General features: G+C 68.6%; 13 protein-coding genes, 1 tRNA gene and 1 other RNA gene. 9 read left to right on the top strand and 6 right to left on the bottom strand.

Going from position 1 to position 18377, the window contains the following annotated elements; translation table 11 throughout:
• Together A5691_RS17945 and A5691_RS17940 are read left to right on the top strand one after the other, a co-directional pair.
• Positions 1-4885, top strand: a 4885-nt coding sequence (locus A5691_RS17945; protein WP_156734800.1) for a non-ribosomal peptide synthetase, incomplete at its 5' end; no start/stop codon positions are given.
• 44 nt (positions 4886-4929) lie between these two features.
• Positions 4930-5652, top strand: a complete 723-nt coding sequence (locus A5691_RS17940; protein WP_067747263.1) for a class I SAM-dependent methyltransferase — start codon at positions 4930-4932, stop codon at positions 5650-5652.
• On the opposite strand, the gene A5691_RS17935 is transcribed toward A5691_RS17940, so the two are convergent.
• On the bottom strand, positions 5649-6086 hold the full coding sequence (locus tag A5691_RS17935) for an SRPBCC family protein (RefSeq protein ID WP_067747234.1): 438 nt from the start codon (positions 6084-6086) through the stop codon (positions 5649-5651). The two genes, A5691_RS17940 and A5691_RS17935, sit on opposite strands and share 4 nt — an antisense overlap.
• Positions 6087-6153: 67 nt before the next feature.
• On the opposite strand from A5691_RS17935, the gene A5691_RS17930 reads away from it, so the two are divergent.
• Together A5691_RS17930 and A5691_RS17925 are read left to right on the top strand one after the other, a co-directional pair.
• Entirely contained in the window at positions 6154-7545 is a 1392-nt protein-coding gene (locus tag A5691_RS17930) for an FAD-binding oxidoreductase (RefSeq protein WP_067888840.1), read from the top strand.
• Positions 7542-8849 carry a class I SAM-dependent methyltransferase gene (locus A5691_RS17925; RefSeq protein WP_197499007.1) on the top strand — a complete coding sequence of 436 codons (1308 nt, stop codon included), beginning with the start codon at positions 7542-7544 and terminating at the stop codon, positions 8847-8849. The genes A5691_RS17930 and A5691_RS17925 overlap by 4 nt, the downstream gene beginning before the upstream one ends.
• 59 nt (positions 8850-8908) lie before the next feature.
• On the opposite strand, the gene A5691_RS17920 is transcribed toward A5691_RS17925, so the two are convergent.
• From A5691_RS17920 to ffs, 3 genes are all read right to left on the bottom strand, one after another.
• On the bottom strand, positions 8909-10741 hold the full coding sequence (locus A5691_RS17920) for a DNA polymerase III subunits gamma/tau (protein WP_067888846.1): 1833 nt from the start codon (positions 10739-10741) through the stop codon (positions 8909-8911).
• 162 nt (positions 10742-10903) lie between these two features.
• Positions 10904-12196, bottom strand: coding sequence for an aminotransferase class I/II-fold pyridoxal phosphate-dependent enzyme (locus A5691_RS17915; protein ID WP_067747231.1), 1293 nt, complete (start codon positions 12194-12196; stop codon positions 10904-10906).
• Positions 12197-12330: 134 nt separating this feature from the next.
• An RNA gene (gene ffs, locus A5691_RS17910) (signal recognition particle sRNA small type) lies at positions 12331-12425 on the bottom strand.
• Positions 12426-12490: 65 nt separating this feature from the next.
• Here ffs and A5691_RS17905 point away from each other — a divergent pair.
• Together A5691_RS17905 and A5691_RS17900 are read left to right on the top strand one after the other, a co-directional pair.
• Positions 12491-12576: transfer RNA gene (locus A5691_RS17905), tRNA-Ser, on the top strand.
• Between the two features lie 93 nt (positions 12577-12669).
• Positions 12670-13461: a hypothetical protein gene (locus A5691_RS17900; protein ID WP_067783460.1), complete on the top strand. Its 792-nt coding sequence runs from the start codon at positions 12670-12672 to the stop codon at positions 13459-13461.
• Between the two features lie 10 nt (positions 13462-13471).
• Here the strand turns inward: A5691_RS17900 and A5691_RS17895 are convergent, their stop codons facing one another.
• Both A5691_RS17895 and A5691_RS17890 read right to left on the bottom strand, forming a co-directional pair.
• Positions 13472-14215 (bottom strand): enoyl-CoA hydratase/isomerase family protein, encoded by a 744-nt coding sequence (locus tag A5691_RS17895; RefSeq protein WP_067783463.1) that lies wholly within the window; start codon positions 14213-14215, stop codon positions 13472-13474.
• Positions 14216-14229: 14 nt separating this feature from the next.
• Positions 14230-14610 carry a hypothetical protein gene (locus tag A5691_RS17890; protein ID WP_067278284.1) on the bottom strand — a complete coding sequence of 127 codons (381 nt, stop codon included), beginning with the start codon at positions 14608-14610 and terminating at the stop codon, positions 14230-14232.
• A 146-nt stretch (positions 14611-14756) separates the two neighbouring features.
• On the opposite strand from A5691_RS17890, the gene A5691_RS17885 reads away from it, so the two are divergent.
• The 3 genes from A5691_RS17885 (at position 14757) to A5691_RS17875 (ending at position 18374) form a co-directional block, all read left to right on the top strand.
• Positions 14757-15236 carry a lipoprotein LpqH gene (locus A5691_RS17885; RefSeq protein WP_067747255.1) on the top strand — a complete coding sequence of 160 codons (480 nt, stop codon included), beginning with the start codon at positions 14757-14759 and terminating at the stop codon, positions 15234-15236.
• 94 nt (positions 15237-15330) lie between these two features.
• On the top strand, positions 15331-17031 hold the full coding sequence (locus A5691_RS17880) for a hypothetical protein (protein WP_067888837.1): 1701 nt from the start codon (positions 15331-15333) through the stop codon (positions 17029-17031).
• Complete coding sequence (locus A5691_RS17875) at positions 17028-18374, top strand: CHAT domain-containing protein (RefSeq protein ID WP_068018906.1); 1347 nt, start codon at positions 17028-17030, stop codon at positions 18372-18374. Before A5691_RS17880 ends, A5691_RS17875 begins: the two co-directional genes overlap by 4 nt.
• Positions 18375-18377: the final 3 nt, after the last annotated feature.

Genomic DNA, 18377 nt, shown 5'->3' with positions numbered 1-18377 from the left:
CGAAGACATCAACATCGCCTGGGCCCAACACCACAGCGGGCACCCGATAGCCCTCCCCCCGGTGATGACGTCATTCCAACGGTGGGCCGCACTCCTCGCCCAACATGCCGACGACCCAACGGTATTGGCGCAGAGCGAAGCCTGGCAGCAGGTATTGGCGGCGCGACCCGCCCTGCCGGAGGCGCCAGACACCTACGCGAACGCCGGGCACCTGACCGCGTCGCTGGACGGTGAGACCGCCCGCCAGCTGATGAGCGACGTGCCCGCGGCGTTCCACGCGGGAATCCAGGACATCCTCCTGATCGCGTTCGCATTGGCCTGCGCCGAGTTCCTGGGCACCGGCGACGCCGCGATCGCTCTCGACGTCGAAGGCCATGGCCGCGACGAAGAGCTGGCCGCCGACGTGGACCTGTCCCGCACCGTGGGCTGGTTCACCACCAAATACCCCGTCGCGCTGAGCTCCGGCGCGCTGCCCTGGGCGCTGGTGGTGGCCGGCGACGCCGACCTCGGCCCGATCATCAAGCGCGCCAAGGAACAACTCCGCGCGCTCCCCGATCCCCTGACCTATGGGCTGCTGCGCTACCTCGACACCACGCTCATGGGCGCCGAACCCACGATCGGATTCAACTATCTGGGACGTCTTGGCGCACACGGCTCCGAGCCGTCGGACGATCTGTGGCTGATCAGCGCGGACGGATCTGCGTTCACCGCGGCCGCGTCTGCGGTGAACATGCCGATGATGCACACCGTAGAGCTCAGCGCCGTCGCCGTCGAAACCGATTCCGGCCCTGCGCTGAACGCCACCTGGACCTGGGCGCCCTCAGCGCTCGACCACGCCGGCGTCAGCCGACTCAACCGGTTGTGGTTCGAGGCCCTGGCCGGCGTCTGCGCCCACGTCGCGCGGGGTGGCGGCGGTCTGACCCCCTCCGACATCGCACCCGCGCGGCTCACCCAGCGGGAGATCGACGCCCTCCAACAGCAGTATTCGGTCGCCGACATTCTGCCGCTCACCCCGCTGCAGCAGGGCCTGTTGTTCCATGCCAGCACCACCCAGGGTCTCGACGATCTGGCCGAACTCTATTCCGTCCAACTGGATTTCACCGTGACCGGGCCGCTGGACCCCGACCGGATGCGCGCCGCGGTACAGACCGTGGTCGATCGCCACCCCAACCTTGCGGCCCGCTTCTGCACCCAAGGCGAACCGGTTCAACTCATCCCTGCCGATCCCGCGGCGGCATGGCAGTACGTCGAACTGGACAACATCGACGACACCGATACCCGAATCCGGCAGCTGTGCACGGCCGAGCGCGTCGCCGTCTGTGACCTGGCGAATCCGCCGGCCTTCCGGGTGGCGCTCATCCGCACGGCACCGGACCGGCATCGGATCGTGGTCACCAATCACCACATCGTGCTCGACGGCTGGTCGACGTCGATCCTGTTGCAGGAGATGTTCGCCGCCTACTACGGGCAGCGGCTCCCGGCGTCCACCTCGTATCGCAGGTTCGTCACCTGGCTGGCCGATCGCGACCTCGATGCCGCCCACACCGCATGGCGCGAGGTTCTCACCGGATTCGAAACCCCCACCCTCGTCGGCTCCGCAAACAGGACGGGGCCCGGGCGCCGAGGCGAGGCCTCGTATCGGTTCTCGGAGCGGACGACTCACGCGCTCACCGAACTGGCGCGCTCGCATCACACCACCGTCAACACCGTGTTGCAGGCCGGTTGGGCGCAACTGCTGATGTGGCTGACCGGCCAACACGACGTCGTCTTCGGCGCCGCGGTCTCCGGACGCCCGACCGAGCTTCCCGGCGCGGAATCGGTTGTCGGGCTGTTGATCAACACGGTGCCGGTGCGCGCCACCATCGGCGCGGACACCACCACCACGCAGTTGTTGCACCACCTCCAGCAGGCCCACAACCAGACGCTGGATCACCAGCACCTGGCGCTCACGGCGATCCACCACATCACCGGCCACGACCAATTGTTCGACACGCTCTTCGTCTACGAGAACTATCCCGTCGACACCAGCGCGATGGCGGGTGCCCGTGAGTTCGCGGTCACCGACATGACCACACACGAATCCACCCATTACCCACTGACATTGGAAGCTCGCACGGGTGAGCAGCTCGGCGTGCGCCTGGAATACGACACCGGCATCTTCGACGCCGACACCATCCACATACTCATCACGCAGCTGGAACGCGTGCTGAAGGCCATGACCGCCGACCCGACCGCCCGACTGTCCACCTTCGACCTACTCGACGAGCCGGAACACGCCCGCCTCCGTGACTGGGGCAACCTGGCAACGTTGGAACGGCCCGCGACACCGGTCTCCATTCCGGCGTCCTTCGCCGCTCAGGTCGCGCGCACCCCCGATGCCGTGGCGGTCACCTGCGCCGGTCGCTCGATGTCCTACCGCGAACTCGACGCGTCGGCGAACCGCTTGGCGCACCTGTTGACCGAACGGGGGGCGGGGCCCGGACGGTGCGTGGCGCTGCTGTCCGCCCGCACGGCGGACGCGATCGTCGGCATCCTCGCGGTGTTGAAGGCCGGTGCGGCCTATCTGCCGATCGACCCGGCGCTGCCGCGGGACCGGATCGAGTTCATGATCGCCGATGCGGCACCGGTCGCCGCGATCACGACCGGAGGCTCGGCAGACCGGCTGGACGGGTCCGCGCTGCCGGTCATCGACGTCAACGACCCCCGGGTCTCGACATGCCCCATCACCGCCCTGCAGCTGCCGGATCCCGATGAGCTCGCCTACATCATCTACACCTCGGGAACGACCGGCGTACCCAAAGGCGTGTCGATCACCCACCACAACGTGACGCAGCTGGTCGGGTCGCTCGATCCCGATCTGGCCGCGCCACAACAGGTATGGACGCAATGGCACTCCTACAGCTTCGACATCTCGGGCTGGGAGATATTCGGCGCCCTGCTCAATGGCGGACGGCTGGTCGTGGTGCCGGAGTCGGTGGCCGCATCCCCGGCCGACTTCCACCAGCTCCTGGTCACCGAAGAGGTCACGGTGTTGTGCCAAACGCCGACGGCGGTCAGCACGCTCGCGCCCGAAGGATTGGAGTCGGTGGCGTTGCTGGTCGGCGGTGAGCCCTGCCCGCCCGACGTCGTGGAGCGGTGGGCACCCGGCCGGGTGATGATCAACGAATACGGCCCGACCGAGACAACGATGTGGGTGACCTTAAGCGCGCCCCTTACAGCGGGATCGGATGTCGTACCGATCGGTGCGCCGGTGCCCGGCGCCGCGCTCGTCGTGCTCGACGGCTGGCTGCGCCCGGTCTCGGCCGGTGTCGTCGGCGAACTCTACGTGGCCGGACGCGGTGTCGGAGTCGGCTATTGGCGTCGGCCAGGACTGTCGGCTTCGCGGTTTGTGGCGTGCCCGTTCGGGCCGCCCGGAACGCGGATGTATCGCACGGGGGATAGGGTGCGCTGGCGCGCCGACGGGCAACTCGAGTATCTCGGGCGCACCGACGATCAGGTCAAGATCCGCGGCTACCGGGTCGAACTCGGCGAAATCCGCACCGCGCTAGCCGAACTCGAGGGCGTCGAGCACGCGGCCGTGATCGCCCGCGAGGACCGCCCCGGCGAAAGGCGCTTGGTCGGTTACATCACCGGCACCGCCGACCCGGCCGCCGTGCGCGCGGAACTGGCCCGACGGCTACCGGCCCATATGGTCCCGGCCTCGGTCATGGCACTGCAGGCGCTGCCCCTGACCGTCAACGGCAAGCTGAACACGCGGGCGCTGCCGGCGCCCCGGTACGCGGACGGCGACCGGTACCGGGCCCCGGCGAATTCGGTCGAGAAGGTCCTGGCTGACATTTACGCGCAGGTGCTCGGTGTGGAACGAGTCGGGGTCGACGACTCGTTCTTCGACCTGGGTGGTGACAGCATTTCGGCGATGCGGGCAACCGCGGCGATCAATGCGGCCCTGGGCGCGGGCCTGGCGGTGCGCACCCTGTTCTACGCGCCGTCCGTTCGGCGCCTGAGCCGGCAACTGGGCACGCCCGCGAGCGCCGAGGAGTTGGTGCCCGTCGAGACCCTCAACGAGGGCAGCGGTGTACCACTGTGGTGCATCCATGACGGCTTCGGACTCAGCTGGCCGTACCGAGCGTTGGGCCGGTACCTGGATTGCCCAGTCATCGGAATCAACCGCGTCCCACAAAACGGCGAGGGCGAACCCGAATCGATTCGGGCGATGGCGGCCAGATACGCCGACACGCTCCAAGCGCTCTATCCCGACGGGCCGTACAAGCTGCTGGGCTGGTCCTTCGGCGGCGTCGTCGCCCAGGAACTCGCGATCGAGCTCCAGAGACGCGGATGCGTGGTCCAAAGCCTGGTGTTGCTCGACGCTCCCTATTCGGCTACCAAGGGCGTAACCAGGCTCGGCGCCAACAAGATTCGCGCATCGGCCGAGAGTCAGATCCTTCAGCGAATTCTCCGCGCCAACGGCATAGACGCTCAGCCGGGTCCCCTCACCTATCAGCGCGCCGAAGAATTGATTCGCCAGAAGCTGGGCGGCTCCATCCTGCCGCCGAAAGAGCTGTTGGAGTTCATGGTCAAAAGCGCCAACGCCAGCCAATCGTTCCTGGCCGAGCACGTGCCGGAGGTGTTCGACGGCGACATGGTCGTGTTCTCCGCCGCCCGCAACGGACACCGAAATGGCGGCGACCCAACGCTATTGGCGCAAATGCACAAGATGGGAACTCACCTGGCGGCCAGGTCGCGGCTGAAGAAGTGGAAATCGCATACCGCCGGTGCCTTCACGGCATACTCGATCGACTGCTCGCACTACGACATGCTGAGCACCGCGTCGCTCAACATGTATGGCGAGCACCTCAAATTTGCTCTGGAGAACGCGAGGCGGTGACGGTGAAGAAACGGCAAACGGTTGATTCGGTCGACTTTGCGCGCATGCCCCGGGGCGGGCCGGACGCCTCCTGGCTGGACCGGAGGTTACAAACCGACCGGCTTGAATACCTGGACCGCGACGACGTCGACGATCTCAAGCGCAGGGTGATCGCCGCGCTCGACCGCGCCGAACGACGACGGTCGCGCGCGCACGAGGGGTTGGCCCGGGTGGCGCTCGCCGAGGTGGCCGACGTGCCCTCCCCGAAGATCCTCGAACTCGGGGCCGGATTCGGCGGTCTGTCGCGCAGGCTGCTGGCCAACCACCCCACGGCGCATGTCACGGTCACCGACGTCGATCCCGCGTTCGTCGCCGAGGTCGCCGCCGGCGACCTGGGCGCACACCCGCGGGCGACGGTGCGGCAGATGGACGCCACCGCGATCGACGCCCCGGACGGCCACTACGACCTCGCGCTGTTCGCGCTGTCGCTGCACCATTTACCCCCCGAGCAGGCCGCCCGGGTGTTCGCCGAGGGAACCCGCGCCGCGAAGAAGTTGCTGATCATCGACCTCCGCAGGCCTCCGGCGCCGCTCCACGTCATGGTGCTGGCGGCGGTGCTCCCGTTCACTCGGCTGATCCCGTTGGCACACGACGGGGTCATCAGCTCGTTGCGGGCGTACAGCCCGTCGGCGCTGACGGCGCTCGCAAGGCATGCGGATCCGTCGATCAATGTCGAGTTCCGCACTCGGGCGCTCGGGCCGACGGTGGCGGTCGCCAGCCGCGCCTAGCCCTCCAATTCCCGCTTGAGGTTGGCCAAGACCTCGCCCTGAATCCTCTTCAGTCCCAATGGTGCAAACGTCTTCTCGAAGAATCCCTTGACGCCGCCCGCGCCGGTCCAGGTGGTCTTCACGGTGACGCTCGAGCCGGGCCCGGCGGGCGCCACGGTCCAGTTGATGATCATCGACGAGTTCGCGTCCTTCTCGATGACCGAGTGGCCGGCGACGTCGACGTTGACCTGCACGTCGCGGACTCGGGACTTGGTGGCCTGCAACTTCCACTTGGCGACCGTGCCGGCCCCCTGGCCGCCCTGTAACACCTGGTAGCCGCTGTACTGCGGGGACAGAATTTTCGGACGGACCGTCTCATAGTCCGCAACCGCCGCCAAGGTGGCGGCCGGCTCCACATTGACCAAAATCGTGCTGGCAGCACTCACCTGTCCCAAAACAACTCCTGAAGCTATGCCCGCCCGCGCTCGGGTGCACGGGCTGTGGTCGAAGACTAGGGTATATGTGGTGCCTGTCCCTGGATCTGCACTGTCGGCGCACAAGTCGGGCGTTGACCGGTTGATGGCGAGTTATCGATCCATCCCCGCGACGTCCGCCGTCCGGCTCGCCAAACCAACGTCAAATCTGTTCCGCGCCCGCACCAAACGTGACGCCCCGGGCCTGGACACATCGGGGCTGACCGGCGTGCTGGGTGTGGATCCCGAATCCCGCACCGCCGACGTCGCCGGCATGTGCACCTATGAGGACCTGGTCGCCGCGACCTTGCCTTTTGGCCTTTCGCCGCTGGTCGTCCCGCAGCTGAAGACCATCACGCTGGGCGGGGCGGTCAGCGGCTTGGGCATCGAGTCGGCGTCGTTCCGCAATGGCCTGCCGCACGAATCGGTGCTGGAGATGGACATCCTCACCGGTGCCGGCGAATTGCTGACCGCCTCCCGCACAGAGCACGCCGATCTCTTTCGCGCCTTTCCCAATTCCTATGGGACGCTCGGGTATTCGACCCGGCTGCGGATCGAGCTGGAGCCCGTCGCGCCGTTTGTGGCGTTGCGGCATGTGCGCTTCCGCTCGTTGCCCGAGCTGGTCGCGGCCATGGAACGCATCATCGACACCGGCGGCCAGGGCGGCACACCCGTCGACTATCTCGACGGCGTGGTGTTCAGCGCGGACGAAAGCTACCTGTGCGTGGGCCGGCGAACCACCAACCCGGGGCCGGTGAGCGATTACACCGGGAAAAACATCTACTACCAATCGATTCGGCACGACTTCCCAGGCGTGGAAGCCACCAAGGACGACCGGCTGACGATGCACGATTACTTCTGGCGCTGGGACACCGACTGGTTCTGGTGCTCGCGGGCATTCGGTGTGCAGAACCCCCGATTGCGGCGCTGGTGGCCGCGCCGCTACCGGCGCAGCAGCGTCTACTCGAAGCTCGTCGCCATGGACCAGCGGTTCGGTATCGCCGATCGGATCGAGAAACGCAAGGGGCGTCCGCCGCGGGAGCGGGTGGTCCAAGACGTGGAGGTTCCCGTCGAGCGGACCTGCGAATTCTTGGAGTGGTTCCTGGGCAACGTGCCCATCACCCCCCTCTGGCTGTGCCCGCTGCGGCTGCGCGACCACGAGGGCTGGCCGCTGTATCCGATGCGGCCCGACCACACGTACGTCAATATCGGCTTTTGGTCTTCGGTGCCGGCGGGCACCACGGAAGGTGGAACCAACCGGAAGATCGAAGCGAAGGTGAGCGAATTCGACGGGCACAAGTCGCTATATTCCGACTCGTACTACGCCCGCGAGGAATTCGACGAGTTGTACGGCGGCGAGGCCTACAACACGGTCAAGAAAACCTACGATCCCGATTCCCGTCTCCTCGACCTCTACGCAAAGGCGGTACAACGGCGATGACGACGATCAAAGAACCCCACCGCACCACCGGCAAGCTCAGCATGGCGGAGATCCTGGAGATCTTCGCCGCGACCGGGCACCATCCCCTGAAGTTCACGGCCTACGACGGCAGCATCGCGGGCAGTGCGGACGCCGAACTGGGCCTGGACCTGCGAACCCCGCGCGGCGCCACCTACTTGGCCACCGCTCCAGGCGAACTCGGCCTCGCCCGCGCGTATGTGGCGGGCGACCTGGACCTCTACGGCGTCCACGCCGGTGATCCCTACCAGCTGCTCAAGACGCTCACCGACCGCGTCCAATTCAAGCGGCCGCCGGCTCGCGTCCTCGCGAACGTGGTGCGTTCGATGGGGCTCGAGCGGCTGGTGCCGGTCGCCCCGCCGCCGCAGGAGACGCCACCCCGGTGGCGCCGGATTGCCGACGGGCTGATGCACACCAAGACCCGCGACGCCGAGGCCATCCACCACCACTACGACGTCTCCAACACCTTCTACGAGTGGGTGCTCGGCCCGTCGATGACGTACACGTGCGCGGTCTACCCCGACGCCGACGCGACGCTGGAGGAGGCCCAGGACAACAAGTACCGGCTGGTCTTCGAGAAGTTGAGGCTGCAGCCGGGCGACCGGCTGCTCGACGTCGGCTGCGGGTGGGGCGGCATGGTCCGCTTCGCCGCCCGACGCGGCGTCCGGGTGATCGGCGCCACCCTGTCGAGTGAGCAGGCCAGGTGGGCGCAGCGGGCGATCGACGAGGAGGGACTCGCGGGCCTCGCCGAGGTCCGCCATTCCGACTACCGCGACATCGCCGAAGGCGGGTTCGACGCAGTGTCCTCGATCGGGCTGACCGAACACATCGGCGTGAAGAACTACCCGGCCTACTTCGGGTTCCTGAAGTCGAAGCTGCGCACCGGCGGCCTGCTGCTCAACCACTGCATCACCCGCCACGACAACAAGTCGACGTCGTTCGCGGGTGGTTTCACCGACCGCTACGTCTTCCCGGACGGCGAGCTGACCGGCTCGGGCCGCATCATCACCGAGGTCCAGGACGTGGGCTTCGAGGTGCTGCACGAGGAGAACTTCCGGCACCACTACGCGATGACGCTGCGGGACTGGTGCCGCAACCTGGTCGAGCACTGGGACGAAGCCGTCGACGAGGTCGGCCTGGCCACCGCCAAGGTGTGGGGCCTGTACATGGCGGCCTCGCGGGTGGCCTTTGAGCAGAACAACCTGCAGCTGCACCACGTGCTGGCGGCCAACGTCGACGCGTGCGGCGACGATCACCTGCCGCTGCGGCCCTGGTGGGCGCCCTAGCCTTCTGGCGGCGACCCTCCGCCCGGCCCCGCCGCGCTTGCGATCGCCGCTAGCCGGCGTCAGGCGTTATCGATCCGGCGCGCGCCCAGCTCGTTCTGTAGCAGCTCGAGCGCGACCTCCTCGGGGTCGCGGCGCGGCTCCGACGCCTCCGTGCGGCCGGCTTCGGCGAGCATGTGCTCCTCTTCGTCGCGCTGGGCCAGGTCGGGCGGGGGCTCGGCGGCCGGCGGTGCCGGCGGCGCCGACTCGACCGGTGTCGCGGCGCCCACCTCGCAGCGCACCCGCCAGTTGACGCCCAGGGCATCCTTGAGCGCTTCGGCGATGACGTCGGCGTTGCGCTGTTCGCACAGCCGCTTGGCCAGCGGCGCCGACGAATGCGTCAGCACCAGCGTGTTTTCCTCGATCGCCCGGACGGTCGCGCCCGCCAGCATCACCTCGGTGGTGCGGCTGCGCTGACGCACCTTTTCGCGCACGGTCGGCCACATGGTTCGCACCGCGGCGGCGTTGAGTTCGCCCGGCGCGGCCACCGGTTCGGCGACAGGCGGCGCCGGGACCGGCTCGGGGACCGCGGGCGCCGGGACCGGTTCGGGGACGGCCTCCGGCATGGGTACGGGCGGCGCCGACCTGGGCGGGGCTGCGTCCCGGGGCCGGGCGGCCTCCCTGCGCGGCCGCACTGGAGCGGCGACCGGCGGCGGGTGCGCGACGGCGGCCTCGGAGGCGGGAATGGACATGTCAAGCCGGGTCTCGATCCGCTCGACGCGCTGCAGCAGGGCCGACTCGGTGTCGCTGGCCGAGGGCAGCAGCAGCCGCGCGCAGACGACCTCCAGCAGCAGGCGCGGGGCCGTCGCCCCCCGCATCTCGCCCAGCCCGGCCTGCACGACCTCGGCGTAGCGGGTCAGGGTAGCCGACCCGAGGCGGGTCGCCTGGTCGCGCATCCGGTCGAGCACGTCCTCGGGGGCGTCCACCACGCCGCGGCTGACGGCGTCCGGAACGGCTTGGAGCACGAGGAGGTCGCGGAACCGCTCCAGCAGGTCGGTCGCGAAGCGCCGCGGGTCGTGGCCCGCGTCGATCACCGATTCCACCGCGCCGAACAGGGCCGCGGCGTCCGACGCGGCCAGGGCGTCCACCGCGTCGTCGATCAGCGCGACGTCGGTGGCCCCCAGCAGTCCGAGCGCGCGTTGGTAGGTGACGTGGGGCCCCCCGGGACCAGTCTCAGAGCCCGCCAGCAGCTGATCGAGCACCGAGAGCGTGTCGCGCGGTGAGCCACCGCCGGCACGGATCACCAGCGGGTACACCGCGTCGTCGACGACGACGCCCTCCTGTTCGCAGATCCGGCCGATCAACGCCCGCATGGTCTTCGGGGGTAGCAGCCGGAACGGATAGTGGTGGGTGCGCGACCGGATCGTCGGCAACACCTTCTCCGGTTCGGTGGTGGCGAAGATGAAGATGAGGTGCTCGGGCGGTTCTTCGACGATCTTGAGCAGGGCGTTGAAACCCGCGGTGGTCACCATGTGCGCCTCGTCGATGATGAACACCCGATAGCGCGACTGCGCCGGCGCGTAGAACGCGCGGTCCCGTAGTTCGCGCGTGTCGTCCACCCCGCCGTGGCTGGCGGCGTCCAGCTCGACCACGTCGATGCTGCCGGGGGCGTTCGGGGCCAGCGCCGTGCACGATTCGCAGACCCCGCACGGGTTGGCGGTGGGACCCTGCGCGCAGTTCAGCGACCGGGCCAGGATGCGCGCCGAGGACGTCTTCCCGCAGCCCCGGGGGCCGGAAAACAGGTAGGCGTGGTTTATCCGGCCGGCCTCCAGGGCGATCGACAGCGGTTCGGTGACATGCTCCTGCCCCACCACTTCGGCGAAGGTTGCCGGACGGTACTTGCGGTAGAGGGCCACGGTCAGCAGGCTACCGGCGCGGTCCGACCACGATGCGGGCACGGCAGGGCCCGCTGAGACGCCGGACAGTAGGCCCGGTGACTAGAGCGCGACGGGCTTTGAGTGTGCATCAGCGGCTTTCGGTGTGAGCCCTGGGCGATCCGGCTCGGCGTGTCGTCGCCCTCAGCTCACACTCGATGCGGCGGAGACGAGCAGCGACTCCGAGGCCGCCAGCAGCGCGCAGGTGGCCAGCCCGTCGACCGCGTCGCGCAGGTCGGGCAGCGACGGGAATGTCGGCGCGATCCGGATGTTCTTGTCCTCCGGGTCTTTCCGGTAGGGGAACGACGCCCCCGCCTCGGTCACCGCGATGCCCGCGTCCTTCGCCAGCGCCACGGTCCGGCGCGCCGTCCCGGGCCACACGTCGAGGCTGATGAAGTAGCCACCCTGGGGTTCGGTCCACGTGGCGATCTTGGAATCGCCCAGCCGCTTGTCCAGGATGTCCAGCGCCAGCTCGAATTTGGGCGAAAGTATCTGCTGGTGCCGCAGCATGTGCAGGCGCACGCCGTCGGCGTCGCGGAAGAAGCGCAGGTGCCTCAGCTGGTTGACCTTGTCCGGGCCGATCGACTTCTTGCCCGCGTATTGCAGGTACCACGCGATGTTGCCCAGCGAGCCGCCCAGGAAGCTGACGCCGGCGCCGGCGAAGGTGATCTTGGAGGTGGACGCGAAGACGTAGGGCCGGTTCGGGTTGCCGGCCTTGGCCGCCAGCCCGAGCACGTCGACCTGCCGGATGAAGTCGTGCGTCAGGGTGTGCACCGCGTAGGCGTTGTCCCAGAACAGCCGGAAGTCCGGCGCGGCCGTGCGCATCTGCACCAGCCGGCGCACGGTTTCCCACGAGTAGGTGATGCCGGTGGGGTTGCCGAACACCGGCACCGACCACATGCCCTTGATCGCCGGATCGGCGACCACCAGCTCCTCGATGAGGTCGACGTCGGGCCCGTCGGCCAGCATCGGGACGGGGATCATCTCGATGCCCATCGTCTCGGTGATGGCGAAGTGCCGGTCGTAGCCGGGAACGGGGCACAAGAACTTGACGCTCGCCTCGTCCTTCCAGGGGCGCTGCGAGTCGACGCCGCCGTACAGCATCGAGAAGGCGACCAGGTCGTGCATCAGCTCCAGGCTGGAGTTGTTGCCGGCGATCAGGTTGGGCACCGGGATACCGAGCAGCTCGCCGAAGATGGCGCGCAGCTCGGGCAGGCCGTGCAGACCGCCGTAGTTGCGGGTGTCGGTGCCCTCGCTGTCGCGGTAGTCGTCGCCGGGCAGGCTCAGCAGCTGGTTGGACAGGTCGAGTTGCTCCGGCGCCGGTTTGCCGCGGGTCAGGTCGAGGGCCAACTTCTTGGCCTGCAGAGCCGCGTAATCCTGCTGGTTGCGCGCGTGCGCGGCGGCGAGCTCTTCCGGGCTGAGGGAATCCAGCGACACGGCGGACCCTTTCGCTGTTCCTGGCGGCGATCGCACGCGCGGCTAAGCCGGGCGCAGCGGGTCGCCACTCATCAAACCTGGCGGCGATCGCAAGCGCGGCGGAGCCGGGCGAAGCGGGTCTGCCACTCAATGGACATAGGGGACCCCGCGCACCCGACAGAGCCCATTGACCCTTGCTGCCTTCCGGCCCTGGGGGAGTTCACAGGATAGACGCCGCGCGGGGTCCACCGCGAGTGTAATACCTGGCGCGGAGCGCGTGGTGGCCGCTATGGCGGCCTCGGTTACCATGGCCACGGAGGATTCGCCTAGTGGCCTATGGCGCTCGCCTGGAACGCGGGTTGGGTTAACAGCCCTCGCGGGTTCAAATCCCGCATCCTCCGCAATTGGTCCGCCATGCGGACAAAGCACGAATTGGTATGGATTCGGGTTGGCCGCCTTTAGGCTGGCGTGAACTCAACAGCACGAGGAGGGGTATGGGGCGCAAGATTGCCGTGCCGTGGCACCTGCTGTTCTCCCTCGTCGCCGGCGCCCTGTACTTCTTTTTCGTGTTGCCCCGTTGGCCGGAGCTGATGGGTGACACCACGCATTCGTTGGGAACGGCGCTGCGTATCACGACGGGTGCGCTGATCGCCTTGGCCGCGCTGCCTGTCGTTTTCAACCTGCTGCGGGTGCGCAAGCCGGAGCTGGGGACGCCTCGGCTCGCCCTGACGCTGCGGGTCGCCTCGATCGTCTGCCATGTGCTGGCGGGTGTACTGATCATCGGAACGGCGATCAGCGAGATCTGGCTGAGCCTGGACACCGCGGGACAGTATCTGTTCGCCATTTATGGGGCGGCCGCGGCGATCGCGCTGCTCGGTTTCTTCGCGTTCTACCTTTCGTTCGTCGCCGAGTTGCCGCCCCCACCGCCGAAACCGATCAAGGTGAAGGAACCCAAGAAGCGCCGGCTGCGCGGCAAGAAGTCCGACGAGGCCGAAACCGACGAAGACACCGAAGCCGCCGACGAAGACACCGCGGCCGAGACCGAAGAAGCCGAGACCGAAGAAGCCGAGGCCGGCGAGCCGGAGGAGGCCGAGACCGTCACGGCCGAGAGCTCCACGGCCGCCGAGCCCGACGCCACGGCGGAACCCCAGGCTGCGACCGAAGAGCCCGCCGAGGAGACCGAGGAAGGCCCGGCCAGGTTGCGCAACCGTCGCCCGACGGGGAAGGGGTCGCACCGGATGCGGCGCCGGCGCACCAGGGGCGGGGTCGCCCTCGATGAGGAATAGCCGGACCTGATCAGTCGCGCCGCCGCAGGCGCTCCACGTAGGCGGCGATGCGTTGCCGGGTCTCGTCCGCGCCCCACATCTGGCGGACCTCGTCGTCGACAGCGCCACCCTCGCGGATCCGCGCCATCGCCGGGGCCCGCAGCTGGGTCTTGGTCCGGCGGTAGGCGGCGGCGGGGATGCCGCCTAGATCCGAGGCCTCGGCCACAGCCTCCTCGAGGAGATTGTCGGCGACGACGCGATGGGCGAGTCCACGAGCGACGGCCTCCGGCCCCCGATAGTTGCGTCCAACCAGCAGCACTTCCTCGGTGTGGTCCCCGCACGCGTAGCGCATCACCTCCAGCGCCGCGACCGGGAACGGCACGCCGACGCGCACCTCGGCCGCTCCGATGGGCGCCTCGGGCCCGATGAGGCGGCGGTCGCAGGCACACGCGAGCACGCACCCGCCCGCGATGGCGGCGCCGTTGATCGCCGCGACGGTCGGTCCCGGATAGGCGAACACCGCCTCGAACGCCGCGGACAGCGCCGGGACCAGCCGATCGGTGTAGGCGGCGCCCCCGTCGACCACGCGGTTGAGGTCGACCCCGGCACTGAACGCCCGGCCCGCCCCGGTGACAACCAGCGCGCCGGGGTCCGAACGGCCCAGGTCGCGGACCGCCGAGGTCAGCGCCTCGAGCAGCTCGACGTCCTGGGCGTTGACGGGACCCGAGGACATGGTCAGCACCCGCACGGATTCGACGGTCTCGATGTCGATCATCGTCACATCCTCGGTCAGCGGCTCACGGCCGCGATGACGACCGGAATGTCGGTGTTCTCGTCGGTGTGGTAGCTGGCGCACACGCGGTGGTAGCCGTCGGCGATCTGCAACGGGGCACCGGTCGGGAAGTCGCCGCGCACCAGCAGGATGGGCGACAGCGGTTGCCCCTTCTCGATTTTGGTGAGGTCGGCCGCGACGTGCGGATTGTCGACGGGCAGTAGGCCCAGGCGTGCCGCACGCAGGATGTCCTTGGCCTTCCGGTGCGTGACCGTGCCGGCCTTCAACTTTTTGATCACCTTTTTCACGGTCGCGGGGTCCGCGAGCATGGTGAGGTAGTCCGCGGCCGCCGGAAAGTCATGGGCCTCAGGCTTTTCCAGCCACTTCACGCTCAGCATCGCGTGCCTCCCTTTTGTCAGCGCCGACCCCGACGCAGCCTACCGGCTCGACGCCGCGAAATTTGGGATCGGTAGCGAATCCGGGGGTCTGTACTTGCGCCATGACGACGCCATCGGGGCGGCGCATGGAGGAAGGAAATCGCAAAGTGAAACGACTTCTCGCGGCTGCGATTGGGACACTGGGCGCCGCATCGGTGCTCGTGGGGTGTTCCAGCGGCGGCCACACGGCCAGCCCGGCATCGAGCACGGCACCCAGCGTCGCCCACGGCGGCGGGGCGCAGGTCAAGGTGGGCGGCACCGACCTGGCGGGCCTGGACCCGGCTTCGGTGACCTGCGTGAAGACCGGCGGCAAGATCAACATCGGCAGTGGTTCCAGCGGCGGACGGCAGGCGCTCGCCGTCGTGATGACCGACGAGTCCACCCCGAAGGTCGAGTCGCTGGCAATGGTTGTCGACGGCAACGCGCTGTCGGTCAGCAACAACATGGGTGCGAAGGTCGGCTCGGCAGACGTGGCGGTGGACGGTAAGACCTACACCATCACGGGCCAGGCGCAGGGCGCCGACCTGAAGAATCCGATGGCCGGAATGATCACCAAGGACTTCAACATCAAGGTGACCTGCGGCTGATCGGTCGCGACCGGGCGGCGGACGTGCTCACTCACGCGTCCGCCGCTCGCCGCTTTCCCTGCCCGGACCACATCCGCGGACTTATGATGCAGCCGTGTCGATCCCCGACGAATTGGACAACGCGCGCCGCCTGGCGTACGCGGCCGACGAAGCCGGGGCCCGTGATCTGTTGCTGTCCTTGATACCGCGCATCGAGCGGGAAGACCGGGACGATCTGATGCTGGAAGTCCTTGCCCAGCTCGGCGAGATCTATCTCGACCGTGGCGCGAATGACGGCGTGCGCGAATCCATCCGGCGCATTCAAGACTGCGTATCGATCTATGCGAGCATGCCCGCCGACGCCGGCATCACGCACATGATCCGTCGGTACTCACGGCGGGCTCAGTTTCTGCAGGCCGGCCTGGCCGCGGCGATCGGCGACCACGAAGGCGCGGCCGCGGCGTTGGCCACGCTGGACGACGACGGCTCGGACGCGGACCTTCCCGACCTGGCCGACGAACACGCGCGCCTGCGCATCCATGCCCGGGTCCTGTGCGCGACGGCGCTCTGCGACGACGACCTACATGTCCGGTCGGTTCCGCTGTGGCAGAACGTCGTTGGCGCCATGGAAGACTACAACGGTACGGGCGCGGACGCTGACCACGTTCGGGTCGTCGCCGGTACCGGCTACGGAAGGTTCTGCGTCGAAACCGGCCGGCTATCGGAAGCGGATCCCTGGCTGCGCCGCGCGGAAGCCCGGGCCCAGGCCAACGGCTGGGAGCTTGCCACGGCGCGAGCGCAATTGGAGCGGGCGGCGGCGTGCTGGGCGGCCAACAACCACGCCGGCACCGAGCAACTGGTTTCCGAGGCCTACCCCGTCATCGCCCGTCACGACCGGGCCCACGACGCCGCCCGCTGCTGGCTTTTCATGGGACTCACCCGACTGGGGGCCGGCAAGCTGGAAGCCGCCGACGAATGCTGGGGACACGCCGAGCGGCACTGGCGGGAATTGGGAAAGCCGCTGTATCTGCACCGTATCCTGTTGCAACGTAGCTGGATAGCGATCTTCTGGAGCCGCTTCGCCGACGCGGTCGAGCTGATCGCCCAGGCCCGTGAACTGCTCGACTCGTCGCCGCGCAGCAGCTGGCTACAGTACGCGCTGCTCGACAATCATCTCGGAACCGTGTGGCGCGCGGACGCGTTGGCCGACCTCGGCTTCGACAGCTCGGGCGATCCCGACGAGACGCTGCAGGAGACGGAGGCGCGCCAGGCGGAGGGGCTCGGAATCCTCCACGGCGAGGTCGGCACCGAAAAATACCGGCGCGGCATGACCAAACTCCAGCAGGCCGCCGAGCTCAAGGTTCCCGCAGCGCTGGCCGTTGACTCGGTGCGGTATTCGATCGCCGACGCCGACGCGAGATCCCGCTGGGCCACCACCGTTTCCGGCCCCGTCCTGGCCGGCGCCTTCGCCGTCGCCTGGGAATGGGAGAACACCGAGCTGATCAGCCAACTGGTCGAATACCACAGCGCGCGCGGGACTTTCGATACCGGTGACCAGCGGCCGCGCACCGGCGAATGGGCATCGACGGCCACCCCAGCGGTCCCGGTCGATCCCGATCTGGAGCCCGCGCCCGCGCTGGCGGCGGCCGGCTCGCCGGCTACCGGTGGCGCATCGCTGACCCGGCTCGGGCCGTTGCCGCCGCTGCGCATGCAGCCCGAAGCGGAGCCGATCCTGAGCCAGTATCGTGAGCTGGCTCTCCAGCGCTACGGCCGCGCGGTCACCGCGGCCGAGGCGGCCTGGTCGACGTGGCCATGAGCGAGACCGATCGAACCACGCTGATCCTGAGGTATGCCGACGTCGGGATCGCCACCTACGCCAGCTTGCGGGTCGTCGGGGAGCCGTCGCGGACCGTCAACTGGGTCATCGAAGAGCCGCTGCTGCTGGCCGCGCTCGACGAACTGGTGAGCGCCCTGCCCGAGCCGTACGGCACCGAGGGACGGCGCGACGCCATCGAGCGCGCGCTGACCACCGGGCCCTTCGCGGCGCCGGACAGAGAGCTGACGCTCGCCTACATCCTCGGGGTGCTGTTGATCGGCTCCCCCGGCTGGCAGCTGTTGACCGAGTGCGTGACCCAGCCGCGGGCGGTGCTGTTCGTCTCGCCCAGCGCGCGGCTGGCTCGGGTTCCCTGGGGACTGCTGGCGTTGCCGAAATCGGGGCCCAGCAAGGAAGAATTGGTGCGCGCGCGCCAGGATGCCATCACCGCAAGCGGCCGGACGGCGGCCCGAATCCCGTGGCAGCTCGCCGATATCGAAAAGCACACCGACGGTCACCGGCTGATGGAACTGGTCGACGTGTTGCTGGCGGTCCCGCCGAATATCGTGCACTCGCCGCGGGTGACGGTCTCCTGGGGCGCGAGGAAGGACGGTCCGCCGCTCCTGGTGCTCGATCCCCGGGTGCCGGGACAGCGCCCCGACTCGGCGCTGGGCTCGGTGCTCGGCAGGCCCTCGCCTGCAACGCCATTGGCACAATACTTCACCGACGTGCTGGAGCACCGGCCGGTGCTGCCGTCCGTGGACGCCGCGGTCGAATTGTTCCGTCGCCAGGATGCCGACCGCACGTGGCTGGCCAAGCTGTTGACCCTTGCGCCGAGCAGGCTGCTGTATGTGGGCCACGCCAGTTCGGCCGACGGCCAGGCCGATCGGGCCGCGCTGCACCTCGCCGACACCGCCGAGATACCCGGCGACGCCGAGGCTATCGGCGATCACCGCCCGCTGACCGCCTCGGACCTGATGTCCTTAGCGCTGCCGATGCCGCCGCGGGTGGCCCTGCTCGCCTGCGGCTCGGGTGGGGACTACCAATTCGACGAGGCGACCGGGCTGGTGGCGGCGATGATCCTGGGCGGCGCCCAGTTGGTGACGGCCACCCTGTGGTCGCTACCCACGTCCGCGGCATATCGCCAGTTCACCACGGCCACCGCCGATCCGATGGCCGGTGTCGTTGTCGCCGTGGATCGCGCCCATGGCGCCGACGGGGACGCCGGGTGCGCGGTGAACCGGTGGCAGCGCGAACAGATGCGGCGCTGGCGCGACGGCGATACCACGGCCAGCCCGCTGTATTGGGGCGCCGTCGTCAGCTTCGCGGTGGACGGCGCCCGGTAGCGC

Origin of the sequence: Mycobacterium sp. E183 (assembly GCF_001667735.1) — a bacterium.
GTDB lineage: Bacteria > Actinomycetota > Actinomycetes > Mycobacteriales > Mycobacteriaceae > Mycobacterium.
The sequence above is the reverse complement of the archived record's forward strand: the minus strand, read 5'-3'. Positions and strand labels throughout refer to the sequence as shown.

Coding starts and splice junctions, on each gene's coding strand:
- A5691_RS17940 (WP_067747263.1), top strand. CDS start 4,930: ATGCCCCGGGGCGGGCCGGACGCCTCCTGGCTGGACCGGAGGTTACAA.
- A5691_RS17925 (WP_197499007.1), top strand. CDS start 7,542: ATGACGACGATCAAAGAACCCCACCGCACCACCGGCAAGCTCAGCATG.
- A5691_RS17900 (WP_067783460.1), top strand. CDS start 12,670: ATGGGGCGCAAGATTGCCGTGCCGTGGCACCTGCTGTTCTCCCTCGTC.
- A5691_RS17895 (WP_067783463.1), bottom strand. CDS start 14,215: ATGATCGACATCGAGACCGTCGAATCCGTGCGGGTGCTGACCATGTCC.
- A5691_RS17890 (WP_067278284.1), bottom strand. CDS start 14,610: ATGCTGAGCGTGAAGTGGCTGGAAAAGCCTGAGGCCCATGACTTTCCG.
- A5691_RS17875 (WP_068018906.1), top strand. CDS start 17,028: ATGAGCGAGACCGATCGAACCACGCTGATCCTGAGGTATGCCGACGTC.